At 68.1% G+C, this 17,255-nt stretch carries 18 protein-coding genes; 17 read left to right on the top strand and 1 reads right to left on the bottom strand.

Going from position 1 to position 17,255, the window contains the following annotated elements:
* From ACZ6TU_RS01465 to ACZ6TU_RS01395, 15 genes are all read left to right on the top strand, one after another.
* Positions 1-351 carry a TadE/TadG family type IV pilus assembly protein gene (locus ACZ6TU_RS01465; protein ID WP_466094163.1) on the top strand — a complete coding sequence of 117 codons (351 nt, stop codon included), beginning with the start codon at positions 1-3 and terminating at the stop codon, positions 349-351.
* A 16-nt stretch (positions 352-367) separates the two neighbouring features.
* Positions 368-1,705 carry a CpaF family protein gene (locus ACZ6TU_RS01460; RefSeq protein ID WP_467671574.1) on the top strand — a complete coding sequence of 446 codons (1,338 nt, stop codon included), beginning with the start codon at positions 368-370 and terminating at the stop codon, positions 1,703-1,705.
* A 9-nt stretch (positions 1,706-1,714) separates the two neighbouring features.
* Positions 1,715-2,659 (top strand): type II secretion system F family protein, encoded by a 945-nt coding sequence (locus tag ACZ6TU_RS01455; protein ID WP_467671572.1) that lies wholly within the window; start codon positions 1,715-1,717, stop codon positions 2,657-2,659.
* A 16-nt stretch (positions 2,660-2,675) separates the two neighbouring features.
* Complete coding sequence (locus tag ACZ6TU_RS01450) at positions 2,676-3,563, top strand: DUF5936 domain-containing protein (RefSeq protein WP_467671570.1); 888 nt, start codon at positions 2,676-2,678, stop codon at positions 3,561-3,563.
* Between the two features lie 22 nt (positions 3,564-3,585).
* Positions 3,586-5,271, top strand: a complete 1,686-nt coding sequence (locus ACZ6TU_RS01445) for a sensor histidine kinase (RefSeq protein ID WP_467671568.1) — start codon at positions 3,586-3,588, stop codon at positions 5,269-5,271.
* 26 nt (positions 5,272-5,297) lie between these two features.
* Entirely contained in the window at positions 5,298-6,260 is a 963-nt protein-coding gene (locus tag ACZ6TU_RS01440; RefSeq protein ID WP_469545834.1) for a response regulator, read from the top strand.
* Positions 6,261-6,405: 145 nt separating this feature from the next.
* Positions 6,406-6,639, top strand: coding sequence for a hypothetical protein (locus ACZ6TU_RS01435; RefSeq protein WP_467671564.1), 234 nt, complete (start codon positions 6,406-6,408; stop codon positions 6,637-6,639).
* On the top strand, positions 6,639-7,250 hold the full coding sequence (locus ACZ6TU_RS01430) for a pilus assembly protein TadG-related protein (protein WP_467671562.1): 612 nt from the start codon (positions 6,639-6,641) through the stop codon (positions 7,248-7,250). The genes ACZ6TU_RS01435 and ACZ6TU_RS01430 overlap by 1 nt, the downstream gene beginning before the upstream one ends.
* 16 nt (positions 7,251-7,266) lie before the next feature.
* Positions 7,267-7,848: a hypothetical protein gene (locus tag ACZ6TU_RS01425; RefSeq protein ID WP_467671560.1), complete on the top strand. Its 582-nt coding sequence runs from the start codon at positions 7,267-7,269 to the stop codon at positions 7,846-7,848.
* Between the two features lie 8 nt (positions 7,849-7,856).
* Positions 7,857-8,504, top strand: coding sequence for an OmpA family protein (locus ACZ6TU_RS01420; protein ID WP_467671558.1), 648 nt, complete (start codon positions 7,857-7,859; stop codon positions 8,502-8,504).
* 255 nt (positions 8,505-8,759) lie between these two features.
* The gene (locus tag ACZ6TU_RS01415; RefSeq protein ID WP_469545828.1) at positions 8,760-11,321 is read left to right on the top strand and encodes a Flp family type IVb pilin; all 2,562 of its coding nucleotides are present in this window, start codon (positions 8,760-8,762) and stop codon (positions 11,319-11,321) included.
* A gap of 46 nt (positions 11,322-11,367) precedes the next feature.
* Complete coding sequence (locus tag ACZ6TU_RS01410; RefSeq protein WP_467671555.1) at positions 11,368-12,687, top strand: hypothetical protein; 1,320 nt, start codon at positions 11,368-11,370, stop codon at positions 12,685-12,687.
* Positions 12,688-12,814: 127 nt separating this feature from the next.
* The gene (locus ACZ6TU_RS01405) at positions 12,815-13,459 is read left to right on the top strand and encodes a hypothetical protein (RefSeq protein WP_469545825.1); all 645 of its coding nucleotides are present in this window, start codon (positions 12,815-12,817) and stop codon (positions 13,457-13,459) included.
* Positions 13,460-13,595: 136 nt separating this feature from the next.
* On the top strand, positions 13,596-14,315 hold the full coding sequence (locus tag ACZ6TU_RS01400; RefSeq protein WP_467671551.1) for a hypothetical protein: 720 nt from the start codon (positions 13,596-13,598) through the stop codon (positions 14,313-14,315).
* On the top strand, positions 14,315-14,800 hold the full coding sequence (locus ACZ6TU_RS01395; protein ID WP_469545821.1) for a hypothetical protein: 486 nt from the start codon (positions 14,315-14,317) through the stop codon (positions 14,798-14,800). The genes ACZ6TU_RS01400 and ACZ6TU_RS01395 overlap by 1 nt, the downstream gene beginning before the upstream one ends.
* 51 nt (positions 14,801-14,851) lie before the next feature.
* Here ACZ6TU_RS01395 and ACZ6TU_RS01390 read toward each other — a convergent pair whose 3' ends face one another.
* Positions 14,852-15,217: a DUF192 domain-containing protein gene (locus tag ACZ6TU_RS01390; protein WP_467671547.1), complete on the bottom strand. Its 366-nt coding sequence runs from the start codon at positions 15,215-15,217 to the stop codon at positions 14,852-14,854.
* 319 nt (positions 15,218-15,536) lie between these two features.
* Between ACZ6TU_RS01390 and ACZ6TU_RS01385 the strand changes: the two genes are divergently transcribed.
* Positions 15,537-16,196 carry a hypothetical protein gene (locus ACZ6TU_RS01385; protein ID WP_467671545.1) on the top strand — a complete coding sequence of 220 codons (660 nt, stop codon included), beginning with the start codon at positions 15,537-15,539 and terminating at the stop codon, positions 16,194-16,196.
* The gene (locus ACZ6TU_RS01380) at positions 16,184-17,233 is read left to right on the top strand and encodes a hypothetical protein (protein WP_469545817.1); all 1,050 of its coding nucleotides are present in this window, start codon (positions 16,184-16,186) and stop codon (positions 17,231-17,233) included. The genes ACZ6TU_RS01385 and ACZ6TU_RS01380 overlap by 13 nt, the downstream gene beginning before the upstream one ends.
* Positions 17,234-17,255: the final 22 nt, after the last annotated feature.

Raw genomic sequence — 17,255 nt, 5'->3', positions numbered from 1 at the left:
ATGCCCAACACGCGCAGGGACCGCGGCCAGGTCGCCATCGAGTACATCGGCTTCCTGCCGATCCTGCTGCTCGTCGCCCTGGCGGCCGTACAGCTCGGCCTGATCGCCTACACGGCCCAGCAGGCCGGCACGGCGGCCCGGGCGGGGGCGCGCAGTGCGTCGCTGGAAGGGCCGTACGAGGCGGACTGCCGGGCCGCGGTGAGCGACTGGCTGGCCGACGGGACCAGCTGCCCGGCGTCGTACGGCGGGGACGAGGTGACGGTCACGGCCACCGTGCAGATCCCGTCCCTCGTGCCGGGCTGGGACTTCGACCCGGCCGTCAAGACCGCGACGATGCCGCGCGACCACTGAACGGAGCACCGGACTCATGAGCCTGCGAGCACGCATCAACTCCCCGGAGGAGAACGGAAACCGGGGCGAGGACGGCCACATGGTCGCCTCCTACCGGGCCAAGCTCCTGGAGGAGATCGACCTCGCGGAGATGAGTTCGCTGGCCGCCGCCGAGCGCCGGGCGCGGCTGGAGCGGGTGCTCGGGCACATCATCAGCCGTGAGGGCCCGGTCCTGTCGACGGTGGAGCGCTCGCAGCTGATCCGCAGGGTGGTCGACGAGGCGCTCGGCCTGGGCATCCTGGAGCCGCTCCTGGAGGACGCCTCCATCACGGAAATCATGGTCAACGGCCCGGACGCCATCTTCGTGGAGCGCGGCGGCCGGGTCGAGCAACTGCCCCTGCGCTTCGCCTCGAACGACCAGCTCATGCAGACGATCGAGCGGATCGTCTCCACGGTCAACCGGCGCGTCGACGAGTCGAACCCGATGGTCGACGCCCGCCTCCCCTCCGGCGAGCGCGTCAACGTCATCATCCCGCCCCTGTCCCTGACGGGCGCCACCCTCACGATCCGCCGCTTCCCGCGCTCCTTCACACTCCAGGAGCTCATCGGCCTCGGCTCGCTCGACGAGCACATGCTGTACCTGCTGGCGGGCCTGGTGCAGGCGAAGTTCAACGTCATCGTCTCCGGTGCGACGGGCACGGGAAAGACGACCCTGCTGAACGCGCTCTCCGGGCTCATCCCCGAGGGCGAGCGCATCATCACCATCGAGGACTCCGCCGAACTCCAGCTCCAGCAGCCCCACGTCATCCGCCTGGAGTCGCGCCCGCCCAACGTCGAGGGCAAGGGCCAGGTCACCATCCGCGACCTGGTCCGCAACTCCCTCCGTATGCGCCCCGACCGGATCGTGGTCGGTGAGGTCCGCGGCGGCGAGTCGCTGGACATGCTCCAGGCCATGTCGACGGGCCACGACGGCTCGCTGGCCACGGTCCACGCCAACAGCGCGGAGGACGCGCTGATGCGGCTCCAGACCCTGGCGTCCATGTCGGACGTGGAGATCCCCTTCGTGGCGCTGCACGACCAGATCAACAGCGCGGTGGACGTCATCGTGCAGCTGACCCGGTTCGCGGACGGCGCCCGCCGCATCACCGAGGTCGCGCTGCTGGACAGCCACGGCAGCGACCCGTACCGCCTGGTCACGGTCGCCCGCTTCCACGCGCAGCCCATGACTCCCGACGGCCGTATCCACGGTGTCTTCGAGTACTTCCCGCTCCCACGTCGCACCGCCGACCGCCTCTACATGGCGAACCAGCCCATCCCGCAGGCCTTCGGCATCGCCCGGTCCGCGGAGCAGCTAGCCACCCGAGAAGCCAGGTAGGACCGACCGATGGAACTGCACACGCTCATCACGCTCACCACCGGCATCACCCTGCTGACCTGCGTCCTCACGGTGACCGGCCTGCACTCCTACGCCATGGGCAAGGCACAGCGGCAGGCACTCGTCGACCGCCTGTCCGCCACCGGCCAGATCCCGGTCGGCGGCCGGCGCCGGAACTTCCGCGGGATCGACCGCCGCCTGCGGCGCACCAAGCTCGGCAAGAAACTGGAGCTGCGCCTGGCGGCCACCGGCCTGGACATCACCCCCGGCGAATTCTTCGTCTACATGCTCGCCGCCGTCGCCGGCCTGTGGCTGATCGGCCAGGCGGCACTGGCCCCCTTCTTCGGCCCGCTGGCGGGCCTCCTGGGCATCGGGGTGGCGGTCCAGTTCCTCAACTGGCAACGCCAGAAACGCATCGAGAAGTTCATCAACCAGCTCCCCGAGATGGCCCGGATCCTCGCCAACGCCACGCAGGCGGGTCTCGCCCTGCGCACCGCGATCGGCATGGCCGCGGAGGAGATGGAGGCCCCCGCGGGCGAGGAACTCGGCAAGGTCTCCGCGCAGTTGGCCGTCGGCGCGTCCATGGACGACGCCCTGAGCGAACTGGCGGACCGCCTCCCCTCCCGCGAACTGGTCGTCCTGGTCACCACACTCGTCCTGTCGAACCGGGCGGGCGGCCAGGTGGTCAGCGCGCTGCGCAACCTGACGGAGACGCTGGAGGAACGCAAGGAGACGAGGCGCGAGGTCCGCACGCAACTCTCCCAGGTCAACATGACGTCGTACGCCGTCCCGGTCCTGGGCGTCGGCTCGCTCTTCCTCATGAACGGGGTGAAGGACGGCGCCCTGGAGCGCATGACCGACTCCGCCTTCGGCCAGGCGGCGGTCATCATCGCCTTCTCCCTCTACGCGGTCGGCTTCGTCCTCATCCGCCGCCTGTCCCGCATCGACGTCTGAAGGCCGGAGGCACACCATGGGACTGCTTCTCGCCCTGCTGACGGGCCTCAGCGTCTGGGGCATCTTCGCCGGCATCCGCATGTACCGCGCCGAGGCCAAACTGCCCGGCGACCTCGCCCTGGCCCTGGAGGTCGGCTCCACCCGCACCGGCGCCGTCGACTCCCTCATCGACCGTCTGGGCATGCGCTACGCCCCCGCCGTGCTGCGCCTGATGGGCCCCAAGCAGGTGGCCAAGTACCGCCGCAAGATCGACCTGGCGGGCAACCCCGGCGGCCTCACGATCGACCGCTACGCGGCCCGGCGGGCGGTGTACGGGGCTCTGGGCGGGGTGGGCTTCCTGGTCTTCCTGATGCGGGGCCAGCTCCTGGTGGCCCTGCTCCTGCTCGCCTTCGGCGCGTTCTGGACGGAGGTCGGCATCTGGTCGGCCATCCGCATCCGCAAGGACGTCATCGAACGGACCCTGCCTGACTTCCTGGACGTCCTGGCGGTCGTGGTGAGCGCCGGCCTCGGCTTCCGCCAGGCGCTGGACCGGGTCGCGTCCAAATACGAGGGCCCCTGGGCCGACGAACTCCGCATCACCCTCCGCCAGATGGACCTCGGTATGAGCCGCCGCCAGGCCTTCGCGGAACTGCGCCGCCGCAACGACTCCGAGCAGGTCGCCATGTTCGTGACGGCGTTGCAGCAGGGCGAGGAACTGGGCGCACCGATCGTCGACACGCTGGTGGCACTGGCCAAGGACATGCGGCGTACGGACGCCCAGAACGCCCGCCGCAAGGCTGCTCGGGCGGTCCCCAAGGCCACGATGATGATCACGACCTTCATGGTCCCGGCCACGATGCTCCTCCTGGGCGCCGGACTGATCCTCGGCTCGGGCACGGACTTCGGCTCGGTGACGGGCGAGTAGGCAAGCGGGGAGGGCCGCCAGCATGTCGCTGACAGAGGAACGAAACGGACTGCTACGCCGTCGCCGCCGCGCCGCGAACCCACCGGAGATCACGACACCACCGGCGGGGACGGTCCTGCCGGTGCATGCGCGCACGGGGGCGCCTGATGTCCCGGTGACGTCGGTTACGCCCGCGCTGCCGCCGGGGTGGGAGGCGGTGGGCGGGAGTGGTGGCGCCGGGGGGAGCGTTGGCGGAGGGCCGACGGCCCGGGCGGGTGCGGGGGACATGCCTGTGCAGGGTCCGCCGCCGGTAGCCGGCAACGAGCGGGCGGGGTATGCGAACGGCGGGCCGGAGCCGCACGCGAACGGCCGGTCGGCCGCCGACGGCGCTCAGCCCCCGCAAGGGTTGTCCGCACTCGACAACGAAAGCCGCACGGGTGGTACGGCTGGGAACCCCACCCCGGCCACAGACCGGTCCGACCGGCCCGCACTCGCGAACCCGGCGATCCCCATCCAGATCAACGCCCTACAGGCCATGTGCCGCCAAGTCTTCGGCTTCCGCCTGGCCATGATCGCCCTGGCCACCCCCACCGCCCTCCTCAACGCCAACGAGGGCCTGCCCACCCGCCTCGTAGGCGCAGCCGTGGTCGTCACCTTCATGACCTCCTACGTCCTCTTCAGAGACTGGGAACGCTTCGGCCCCCTCCTCCTTCGCCACCCCACCCTCCTCGCCGCGGACACCCTCTTCGGCGCCCTCCTGCTCATCTCCGCAGGCCCGGACAGCACCCTCGCCTACGTCAGCGTCTGCACCCCCCTCCTCGCCGGCCTCGTCTACGGCTGGCGCGGAGCCGCCGTCTTCGCCAGCCTCCAGGCCCTGCTCCTCCTCCTGATCCACGCGGCACAGGAGAGCCCCCACCCGGGCCTCGCCGAGTCGACCCTCCTGCCCGGCCTCTGCGTCATCGCGGGAGCCGTCGGCTCCAGCCTCCGCAACCTCATGCTCCGCTTCGGCGCGGCCACCCAGGCCCTCACCACTGTCCAGGCCCGCCTCGCCGTGACAGAGGCGGTCAGCGCCGAACGCGCCCGCCTGGCCCGCGAGATGCACGACTCGGTCGCCAAGACCCTGCACGGCGTGGCCCTGGCCGCCGACTGCCTGACGGGCTCGGCAGGCGCCGACCGCATGGACCCGGCCCTGGTCAGACAACAGGCCGCACTCGTCGCCCGTTCAGCCCGCCGAGCCGCCGCCGAATCCCGCGAGCTCCTGGCCGACCTGCGCCGCGAATCGGACCCCGACCAGGCCACGGACGTCTTGGTCGAACTCGCCGCCCGCACCCGCGACTTCGGCGCCCGCACCGGCCTCCCCGCCGTCTACCACCCCACCGGCGACCACTCCGTACCCCCCGTCCCGCCCGCGGTGGCCCGCCAACTCCTCACCATCGCCTCGGAGGCCATGGAGAACGCCCACCGCCACGCACACCCCACCCGCGTCGACGTCCGCGCGGGCGTCCACGGCGACCTGCTCCGCATCAGCGTGTACGACGACGGCCGCGGTCTCCCGCCCGGCACCACGCTCGAACAACTCCGCCGAGCGGGCCACTTCGGCCTGGTCGGCATGGTCGAACGAGCCGCCTCGGTCGGCGCCCGCATCCGCATCGGCCGCGGCGGCCACCCGACGGGCACGGAAGTCCGCCTGGAACTCCCGCTGGCAGCCCTGACCACCCCCCACGCCTGACCCCACGACACGAGAGGAGGCCCCGGATGCCGGACCACACCCCGCCACCGCCACCGTCACCACCGCCGCCACCACCACAGAACCCGTTCGCCGACCTCCCACAGCCCGCACAGCCCCGGGGCCTCCGGGTCGTCGTGGCGGACGACAACCCCGTGGTCCGCGCCGGCCTCACCGCACTCCTCTCCGGCCGCGCGGACATCACGGTCGCAGCCGAGGCCGCGGACGGCCGCCAGGCCTACGAGGCCGCCCAGCAGCACCGCCCGGACGTCATCCTCCTCGACGTCCGCATGCCCGGCGTGGACGGCATCTCGGCGCTCCCGTACCTGGTGCAGATCGCCCCGGTGGTGATGCTGACGTACAGCAGGGAGTCGGAGATCGTCCAGGAGGCCCTCCGCCGTGGAGCCGGCGGTTACCTGGTGCACGGCGAGTTCACGGCCGACCAGCTGGTCGACGCCGTACGGGACATCAAGGAGGGCCGGGCCCACTTCACCCCCACGGCGGCGGGCGCCCTCCTGGCCCGACTCCGCCAGGACCAGACACCGACCCCGCCCCTGCCCGAGGGTTTGGGCCGGTCATCGAGTGCGACTGCATACGGAATTTCCAAGTCCGCAAAATCGCATATCCAACCCCAGCAAGCACCACCACCAGCATACTTGCCACCGACCCGCATTCCATATCCACCCGCTTCTTCAGAAAACCTTTCGCAAGTGCAACCGCATGTGGGACAGTCTTCGTCTGGGTGGACGAGTGGCTCTCCGGCCGCTCCCGACAGGTCGCGGTTCCAGCTGAGTACGAGGGAGGCGGAGATCATGGACCACATCGCGTCCGGCATGACCAACCAGCAGATCGCCGCCACCTGCTTCATCAGCGAGAAGACCGTCAAGAACCACATCAACCGCATCTTCGCCAAGCTCCACAGCACCAGCCGCTCCGAGGCCGCCGCGAAATGGCTCGGCACGGCACCGGACTCACACCGAGGACTGGGGTGACCTTCGGTGACGGAATGGGGGGAGAGCCGGTCGGGCCCGCGCGATTGGGCCCGGAATTGGGCCCTGGGGCCCTCTGTCGGACGGGGTGTCCAGCCGTACGTTCCTCGTGTCGAAAGCGGCACAGCCGAACCCGGAGGGGAACACCATGAGCGACCTGATGCTGAAGACCGCCGTCGCGACCAAGGTCCGCGTGAACGGCTGGAAGAACACCACGGCGGCGGCGATGCAGCGCCGCGCCGGCGACAAGGGGCAGACGGCGGTCGAGTATCTGGGCATCATCGCGGTGGTGGTGGCGATCGTGTTGGCGATCACCGGTACGAACATCGGTCAGACGATCCTCGGGAAGATCCAGGCGCAAATCGCCAAGGTCGCTCCTTGATGCGACTTCGCCGCTACGGCGACGCAGGGCAGGCCTTCCCCATCTACATCACGGTGGTGGGGGGCCTGCTCTTTCTCGCGTTCGCCTACTTTGCGGTCGGCCAGGCCGCGGCGAATCGGAACGGCGCCCAGACTGCTGCCGATGCGGCGGCTCTCGCGGCGGCTCAGGACAGGCGGGACCAACTCGCAGGCGCGTGGGTGAAGGACGTACTCGACCCGACCAAGTGGCCGGGCATTTTCGAGGGCAATGCCGAGGGGCTCCAGCCGTCGTGCTGGCGCGCGCACGAACTCGCCGCACAGAACGACGCTCAAGTGCTGAGCTGTGAGCCTGAGGGACTGCTGGGCTTCACGGTCAAGGTGGAGACCAACAAGTCCGTCGGTGAGTCTGTCGTCCCTGGTACCGCGGAGCGGAAGTCGGATGCGACCGCCACAGCCGTGATCGAGCCGCTCTGCGACCCCCCTGCTGATGACGCCGGTCCCGACGTACTGCCGCAGCTCTCGTGCGAGGACGGGGAGGTCTGGAAGCTGGATCCGGACGATCTCGATGTTCTGCCCGAGCCCGAGGACCTCTTCGATGTCCACCTGGCCGACCCACAAGCGAACGACGAGTGATGAAGGAAGCAAAGAGATGAGCATTCGGTTCACTGCGAAGGCCCGCAGGGGGATGGTCGCAATGACCCTTGCGGCCGGACTGGCCCTCGGCGTGACCGGCTGCGGCGGCGGTGGCGGCGACGATGACAAGCCGAGCCCGTCGGCGTCCGCATCCAAGGACAGTGGATCCAAGCCGAGTGCTCAGGAGGGGCAGGCGGAGACGCCGCTGGCGGAACTGAGGGGCACAGACGGACTGCTTCTTCAGATCACATCCGCCGCGAGGGACTCGGGTGGCTTCCTCACCGTGAACGGAATCGTGAAGAACGACGGAGACAAGTCCGTGGTGATTCCCCCTCAGACCAGCGGTGACGAGACGGAGGTCATCAAGCACGGTCCCTCGCTGGGCGGCGCCACCATCGTGGACGCCAAGGGGAAGAAGCGCTACTACACGCTGCGCGACACGGAAGGGCGCCCGCTCACGACAACGGGCCTCGGGAACCTCGAAGCGGGGCAGACCCTCCCCGTCTTCATGCAGTTCCCCGCACCGCCGAGGGACACGACCGAGGTCAACTTGCAGGTACCGACATTCTCCAGCGGCACCATCAAGATCTCCGGATGAGGCCGGCCATGACCCCAATGCCCACCCGAACGGCAACCCCACGCCTCGCCCTGGTCCTCACCGCCGCCACCCTCATGGTCGCCACGAACATCTACGGCGCCGTCTCGGCCCACGCCGACGAAACCCCCGGTGTCCCCCCTGGCACCGAGGCCTCCGCCTCCGCCCCCGTCGAGGTCGACCCCAACGACCCGGATCTCAAGCTCCCCGAGGGCGCTACCCTGGCCGCCGCCAAGGTCTTGGACATCAAACAGGTCGTAGAAGACCAAAGTGGCGACGAGCGCCGCGAAGACACCAACGCCGACGTCAAGTTCGCCCTCCAGGCCGAGGTCCTCTTCGGCAAGGACAGCGCGAAACTCAGCGCCCAGGCGAAGGCCCGCATCTCCGCGATCGCCGAGGAGATCAAGACCCAGAACGCGACGAAGATCCGCGTCTTCGGCTTCACGGACAACCTCGGTACCTCCGCCCACGGCGACGTCCTCTCCCGGCAACGTGCCGACGCCGTACAGAACGTCCTGGACCAGGAACTGACCGACTCCAACGTCACGTACGAGGTACGGGGCTACGGCGAGCAGTACCCCATCGCGGACAACTCCACGGAAGCGGGCCGCAAGAAAAACCGCCGTGTCGAGGTTTCCTTCCCGCGCACGGAGAGCTGAGTCACCAGCACGCCTTCACCCGGGGCCCGTCTCGCGCCACCGCAGGCAGGGACGGGCCCGGGCTCTGCGGTTCAAGTTGGGCCAAGGGTGGGTCCCGGGGCCCATGTGTCAGTGTTCGATTCTCCATAGCCTCAGCCGGGTGCCCGCCTTGAACGCTCGCCCGCTGAACTGAGGTCACACATGTCCGGTGCCGGTAACTCGACACCCCCGACCGGGATTTGGGGTGCGCAGAACACCCCCTCCTGGGACCGGCGTGTGCCACTTCCACGGGAACTGGGCTGGGCGCAGGTACTCCTGTGGGTGCAGTTCGCGCTGACGGTGCTGTACGTGGTCACCGTGCTGTCGGTGGTGACGTACTACTCCGGGGAGATCTTCGGGATCCTGGTGTACGACTCGCTGCCCAGCGTGGCCGGGGTCTACCTGGCCCGGCGCCTGTGGCGGGGCGGGGTGTGGACGAGCCGCGCACTGATCGCCGTACAGGCGTGGATCGTGTGGCTGTCGTTCGGCACGCTGATGCACGGTGATCTGCGGGGCGTCACACAGGCCGCGATGCCGGTGGCGGTCATCGTGCTGTTGCGCCGGGCCCGGTCGCGAGAGTGGTTCGAGACCCCTCCCCAGGACAGGGAGGAGCCCCGGGCATTCAGCCTGGCGAGGATGATCCGCTGGCGGCGGGACGAGGGCCAGACCGCGGTGGAGTACGCGGGGCTCGTCACGGTCGTCGCCGCGATCATCGTCGCCCTGTCGGTGGGCGGCCTCGGGGGGCGCATCGCCGACGGCATCCAGTCGGCGGTCTGCTCCGTGACGGGTATGGCCTGCCCCGCGTCGCAGGGCGACGGTACGGAGACGGGTGCTGCAGAGGGCGACGACGGGACACGGGAGGGCGGCTCCGATGCTGACACCGGGGGCGGTACCGGCGCCGGCCCCGGCGGCGACGCACATGCGGACGGCGGTGTCCACGCCGACGGCGGGAGCGGGACGGACGGCGGCGAGGGGGCAGACGGCAGCGGTACCGGTACAAGCGCGGGCGCCGGTTCCGACGGCCAGGAAGGCACGGCCGCAGACGCCGGAACAGACTTCGGCGGCGGTACGGGTGGCACCAACGGCGGCAGCCCCGCATCGGCCCAGATCATCACCTATGACGGCGCGGGGGCGAACGACACCGTTCCGCTCGCTCCGGGTCCCTTCGACGACAAGTCGCTCTGGGGCGACGTACATGACCAGGAGCGTCACGACAGGACGTTCATGGACCATGTCCGTGGCTTCTTCGTGGCGCCGACCAAGAGCTTCCTGGCCAGCACCATGGACTTCGTCGACGACCCGGTCGGCTCGATCAAGGACAGCTGGAACGGCCTGAAGGGCTACACGACCGACTGGTGGGGCGACAAGGCCGACGAGCTGGGCGAGGAGTGGGACAAGGGGAACTACGTCTCCTCCGTATGGGGCTGGGCCAACTCGCCCGAGGACTTCGTGTCCGACCTGGCGGTCGACACGATCGTCGACAAGGAGAACTGGGAGAAGGGCAACTACGGCGCATCCATCGGCAACACCGTTGTCGGCGTCATCGGCATCTTCAGTCCGAAGACCATCACGAAGTTCACCAAGTTCAAGAAGCTGGCCGAGGTCGGTGAATCCCTCGACAAGGCGGCGGACGCGGCCGAGAAGGCGCGCAAGGCGGCCAAGGTGGGCGATGTCGAGGGCGCCCGGAAGGCGGCGAAGGACGCCGACGAGGCGGCGGACGCGGCCGAGAAGCAGGCCCGCGAGTCGGGCTGCACCATCGCGGCGCCGGCCCGCCGGATCCCGTACGGCGCAAACCCACCCGGAACCATCACCGGCTCCTCCGGCACAGGCACCACGATCCTCGCCGCCGGCCCGTCCGACTCCCCGTACGTCATCCTCGCCGAGGGTGGCTGCGACGAGGAGGCCAAGGAGCGGGCCCAGGATGCCCGGGAGAAGGCGGACGAGGCGGACAGGGTCGCGGACGGGGCCGAGTTGGCGGATCGCTATGAGGCTGCCAGGAAGGCACTCGAGGACGAGGGCGTCCAACACGCACCGCGGAAGATCGACGAGTTCGTTCGGCGGGCAAAGGACAACCCGGACCCGGACAAGAAGGAGATAGGCAAGGAGGATGCGGCTCGGGCGTTGGATGAGATCTCCAAACTGGCCGGGACGAAGAACATCTCCAAAGAGGCGCGTTCGTCGCTGACCAGCAAGGTCACGAACGCCAAGAACACCGACGAACTCAGCCAGGCACGTGCTGAGCTGAACGCCGTCCAGCGGGCTGCCGACGGCGAGGCAGCACCTGGCACGACCGTGCACACCGCTGTCGGCAAGGACTTCGGCAAGGAGAACATCGATCTCGGCAACGGTGAAACGGTGAACATCTCCGAGATCAATGACGCCGACGTGCTCTATCGGGGCAAGGACGGCAAGGTCCACGCCGTGGAGGTCAAGAACACGGGCAATGCCACCATCAAGGCCGACTTCGAACGGCAGGTCGAGGATCTGGCCAATTGGGAGGGGAAGGGCAGCCTAGGCAGGGCTACTCGAGTCGAGATCGAGACCACTGAGAAATGGACCAATATCTTCAGCGGCTACAAGAGCGGAAAGCGGGACGGCGTCAAGTACAAGCCTGAAGGGACACCGGCCGGAACAATAGCGAAAAACGGGGTGCCCGTACGGATCGCGGGTACGGACATCTCCCCGAGTCAGCTCATGCGTATGGAGGCAGAGATCCAGGCCCGGAAGCAGGCTGGGACGATGGACTGGTCCAGGATGAAGGATCCGAGGGAAGCGATGGATTACCTGGGCGTCTCATGACGCCAGCGTCCCGGGAAGCTGCCGGGGCACGGACGGAGAGCGACTTGTGGACACCTACCTGCTGCCCGCTGCCATGCGCGAGCTGCCACCGCCTTGGCACGATCTGACATACCGCAGGTCTCAAGCTCTGGAGGCACTCGCCCCCACAGAGGAGAGACGTGAGCAGGCTCGGCACGTGCTGCGCGCCTGCCTGCCCGACCGACGGCAGAGCGTGCATGACTGGGACGAGGAACTACGGGACTTCTACGACGACCGCGATGACCACACCTTGGACGAGGCAGACGCCTGGTTGACCCGGATCATGCCGACCACGTCCCAGGTCACTCGGGAGCGGGTGGTACAGGTGGTCGGAGCCTGGGCTGACTTGGGGATTCCCACGGTGCCTGAGCCTCCGACTGAACAGTGGGTCGACAGGGTGGCGGCGGAGTGGGCCGCCTCGGTACGGCAGGCGCTGGCGTACGACGCCTTCGCTTTCATCGAGCGTGCAACCACCGCCGGATCGCTGAACGAGGGGGAGGCTGAAGACGTTGCGCTGCTTGCAGCCGCGTTCGTGCGGGTCGGCGTGGCGGTTGAGGCGGCGGTGCGCGTGCTTGTCTCGCTCGGTCGTCCGCGCGGCGAACAGGCCCTGAGGGAGCTCGTGAACGACGACGAGGTCCGGGACTTCCGCCCGTACGTGCGTTCCCGGCTTCTCGGGCTGCGCCGTTCGGTGTACGACGTTCGTGCCCGAGAAGCCACCCGCGACGAGGAGCCGCTGCTGCCCGAAGGGCTGCAGGGCTTTCCGTATTCCTGGCAGAACGACTTCGGCTGGGGTGCGACCGCGCCGGATTCCCACAGCCTCGCCCAGGCGCGTTCAGCACTGGAGGCGTGTCTGACTGTCGAGCGGGTGCCGGATGACGCGCAGATGTGCAGTGACGCTCCGGCGGACTGCAGTGCCATTGCTGAGGTGGTGCGCGCTCTGATGCCGTACCCACGGCTGGTCACTCGCGAGCGAATGAACCAGGCGTGGCGCGAGTGCCAGTTGTTGGGGTTCGAATTTCAAGGCATCGACGCCGCATGCTTCGCCAAGGTCTGGTGCAAGAGGATCGCTGACCGGGTCACCGCAGCCGTCTTCCGCTGGCTCGCTGACCTCCCGCAAGGCGGAGGAGCGGCAGGCGACAAGGAACCGGCTGTTCTGTCGGCAACGGCCCCCTGGGCTGCGGAACTCGCCGAGCGGTGCGCTCGGTGCGGCAGCGCGGTACAGGAGGCCATCTGGTTCCTCCACCGCACGGATGACGTGCCGGGCAGCCGTGAAGCCCTGGCGCGACTGGCCTTCGACCCGAGCCTGCCGGTCACGACGAGGAAGGCCGCGCAGCAGTGGACGTCATGACGCCTCCCCCAGAAGCCGCTGCACTGGTGGCAGAACCGGATTCCTGCCGTGATCCACTTTCCGGCGAGCGACTCGGCTGTTCCGGTTGTCCTGCTCTGGAAGCCTCGCCTCTTACCGGGAGCCGACCGTGAACCGCAGCCCCACCCTCCTCGCAGCGCTCACGCTGACCGCCGCTGCGGCCCTGACGCTGTCCGCGTGCGGGAGCGATGACAGCTCCAAGAGCAAGGACAACGACAAGATCGCGGGAGCCGACACGGGAAGCGGAACCTCAGCATCTCCGACCGCCGCCGAACGTCCGAAGATCGACCTCCCGTCCGACCTGTCCTACACCTTCGACTGGCCCGAGACCGGGGACAAGGAGAAGGACGCGATCCTTTCGGACAGCGAGCAGTCCATCAAGGCTGTGGACTCGGCGATCGTCAACCAGGACGCGCTCGACGAGTCGTACCTCTACTACTACGAGGGCGAAGCCGCCGCCACCACGCAGAAGTTCATTCAGAACTACGTCGATCACGAGGCCGCCATCACGGGCGCCTACCGCTTCTACGCCCCCCAATTGGCGGTCGACAAGGACGGAACGGCGTCGCTCAGTTACTGCGAGGACCAGGGCCAGGCGTACGTGAAGTACCTCAAGACCGACAAGGTCAAGAAGACGAAGGTCACTGCCAAGAGCTACGTCGTCTACCACACGTCGCTCAAGAAGAACGACAAGGGTGTATGGGTGATCCAGAAGATCGTTTCGCAGAGCGGGAGTCCCAAGTGCCAGCCCTGATGCGTCGTGCCGTCGACGAACGGACGGCGAACGGCACGAGGGACTGGTCGAGGATGAAGGGCCCCGAGAGCGCCAAGGCGTACCTGGGCATCGACTGACCGGACGACGGAGACGAGACGGTTGCGCGACGGCAGGGGTGAGCGAGTCGGATACGGAGCCCAATGCCGAGGAGATGTGGGACCCGCAGGTGGCGCGGTGGCGCGAGCTGGAGGGCGACTACGTCCTGCCCCACTCCCTGCGGTCCCTGCCACAGCCCTGGGACGAGTGCGACTGGAGGCGGATCGCCGAACTGCCCCGCACCGACGAACGACTGGCGGAAGCCCGGCGGGTGGTGACCGTACTCCTGGACGACCCGGAACTGACTCCGCAGGTACCTCAGCCGCCGTCGCCCGGCCTGTTGTGGCATGTGTGGGAGGAGTTCCACCAGGCCGTCGGGGAGAGCATGCCCCGCACGAGCGACGTGACATGGTCGGGTGTGGACGAGTTGGTCCGAGCGTGGCGAGGCCGACCGCAGCTCTATCCGCTGCAACGGCACGTCGTACGGCACGTCGAAGCGGCGATGCTGGCCATGATCCCGTCACTGCGGGACGACATCGCCGACTCGGTCTTCCGCTGGCTGGCTCTCGACCCTGACCGGGGCCGCTTCGCCGACCGGGCGGTGGGCCTGGCGGAGCGTTGCGTGGCCGAGGACATCGGTGCCGACTCGGCCATCGAACTGCTGGGCGCGATGGGCGGCCCGGCGGCCAGGGCGGCACTGCAGCGCCTGTCGGTGAAGCCGGACGGTCCGGCGAGTTGGGAGAACGCGGAAGCGGCGCAGGGCATGCTCTTCGACCGGTGGAGCGACGGGACCCGCTGATGATCTATGACGTCCTCTTGGTCGGGCCGCCGGTTTCGCCCATGTCGCTCGCCGAGGCCCTGGCGGGGGCAGTGAGGACAGAAGGCGCCGATGTCGACGTGGCCGACCGGGACGGCGACCAGAGCCGACGCGACTGGACCGCACCTGTCCTGTGCGGCTACCTCAGGCTGCGCGGCGACCTGTCGTTGGAACTCGACAGCTACGTGGAGGACGCCCTGGTCGACGAGGCACCGGCTGAGCCGGAACTCGCTCGGCGCCTGGCCATGGCGTTGGGCGTTCCCGTTCTCCATCCGGCCGAGGAGGACCTTCCGTCGGCGTACTGGCTGGCGACCTCGTCAGGAGAGTCCGTTCGCGCCAGGCTGTATGCGTCGGACGACGAACCTCCCGTGTACACGATCGACGCGGTCGAGTCCGCGGTCGCCCAACTCCCTCACATTCGTGTCAGTGACCTGCCGGAGATCGCCCGCAGAAAGGGTGACAGGTAGTGGCGCCATCGAGCCTCGTCATGGCCTCGATCCGGATCGGCGGGATCTGTGTTACGGGATGATCTCGACGAACACACCCTCCCGTACTCCCCACCCCGCCATCACCCCTGCCTCGGCCTCCACCACATGCCGGGCACGGAGCCGCGGCATCCCCAACCGTCCCGGCCGCATGGTACGCACGGCGATGACGCGAAGGTGCCGATCGAGATAGGCGACATCGATCGGCATGCGCATACGAAAGGTGTGCACGCTGTTGGCGGGGGAGAGCAGGATCGCCCCGTCGACGGAGTCCCGCCCCAACAGCCCCTTCGTCCGGGCACGATAGGAGGTGGCGATCTCCAAAGGAACAGTGACAGACGGCCCTTCACCGCCATGCACGACCAGCTCCCCGCGCCCGTCCCGCCAACGCCGCCCCATTACGGGCCACCTCCGACTGCGCCACCTGCCACTTGCCAACGGCTGTACGAACCCGAACGTATCCGTAGAGGCGTAGGCCTCACATGGGTCCACGGGACCATTACCTTTGCTGGTTCGTGAGTGAAACGCCCGGCATGCCATCCCTCCTGACGGATGGATTGGCGCGTTATGCAACCGTTACGGCTTGAACTGGTCGGCGAAACGCCGATTCCTCCCCATACACCCCGCGAGTTGACAACCTTCACTCTGGTGCGGCTCCACACCGCTGTATAGCTTTGGTTCGCTCAAGAGAAGCGTCGCCTTTTAACGGGAGCCGATCGTGAACCGCCGCCCCACCCTCCTCGCAGCGCTCACGCTGACCGCCGCTGCGGCCCTGACGCTGTCCGCGTGCGGGAGCGATGACAGCTCCAAGAGCAAGGACGACGACAAGATCGCAGGGGCCGACGCCGGAGGCGCCGGCACCGCATCGCCCACCGAATCGGCCCCACAGGCCGCCGGTCGCCCGGAAGTCAAGCTGCCGTCCGACCTGACCATGACCTTCGAAGGCGGCAAGACGGGTGATGCCGTCAAGGACGCCGTACTCGCCGACAACGCCGAGCGCATGCGTGCCGTCAATGCGGCGATTACGGGAACGGACCCCGAGGCGAAGGCGATGAACTTCTACAACACCGGCAGGGCGTTGGAGGCAGCCGCGGTCTGGGTGGACAAGTTCAAGAAGGCCAACCTTGGCATCACGGGCACCATTCGGTACTACGACCGGACTGTGACGCTCGACGGCAGCAAAGCGGCGTCGGTCGTGTTCTGTGCCGACGAGAGCAAGGGCTACGCCAAGGACCTCAAGACGAACAAGCCCAAGGTCACCACCCCTTCCGATGAGGACTTCATCCTCTACAACACACGGCTGGAGAAGAACAGCGACGGGGTCTGGCAGACCGCGCGCATCGTTTCGACCGCAGGAGCGAAGCAGTGCCTGAAGTGAAGCGAAGAGCGCTCGGAGGCCTCACCCTGGCCGTGGCCTTTGTGGCTTTGGGTGCACCGAGTGTTTGGGCCAAAGTCACTCCCGACGGCACAACCGAAAGTGATACGAGCACGTCGAAGCCATCGGGGTCGGTGAAGGGTGACACGCTCGCGTCGTCGGCCGGCGGCGTGATCGTCTTCGACCGTTCGAAGAACGGCTCGGGTGAGTCCGCCGGGGGTGTTACGTCCACGAGTTCGTGGTCCCCGCCCCCCTGCTACTACGCGCCGAAGTACACGCCTGAGCAACTCCAGAAGACCCTGGAGCCCATCTGGGAGTCCGAGTCTACGGGCTACCAGTGGGACGGGCAGCAGCGCGACCGCTACGTCAACGGACATCCGTACAAGGACTTCAACAAGGACAAGTCCGGCGAAGGATACTGGTGGGATGCCTACGTCCCTGAGAGCCAGGTCGGCGCCCCGGGTTCACTCGACTGCACCAAGCCGATCTTCTGGGTGGACAATGGGGACCCGCCGCCCGCGAACGTGCCCGAGGCCATCACGCCCGAGGTACTCGCCCAGCTCGCATACGCCGAGATCCGGGTGCCCTCGACCACGGTCGAACTCGCACCCCAGCAAACCACGAAGGTCAATCTGCCGACCTGGGCCTGGCTGGATGCGGCAAAGTTCAAGCCGGTGTCGGTGACGGCCAGCGTCCCGTTGCTGGACATTCAGGCGACGACCACAGCCGAACCGGCCTCCCTGAAGATCGAGCCGGGCACGGCCGACTCCGTCACCTATCCCGCCTCGGGCGAGTGCCAGATCAATGCGGATGGCTCGATCGGTGAACCGTACGCAAAGGGCAAGGCTGATCAGACTCCACCGTGTGGAGTGAAATATTTGCGCTCATCCGGTGACGGCTCATACAAACTCAGGGCAACCGTCACCTGGAAGATCCACTGGACAGGCACCGGTGTGCAGGGTGAACAACTCCTACCTGACGGCACGTTCGGCGCTGACCAGGACGTCGTCGTCCAGGAGATCCAGTCCGTCAACCGTTGAAGGCCTTCAGACCCCAGGCTGG

The organism is Streptomyces sp. NPDC052064 (assembly GCF_055585925.1).
This window is presented reverse-complemented; position numbering and strand designations above follow the sequence as displayed.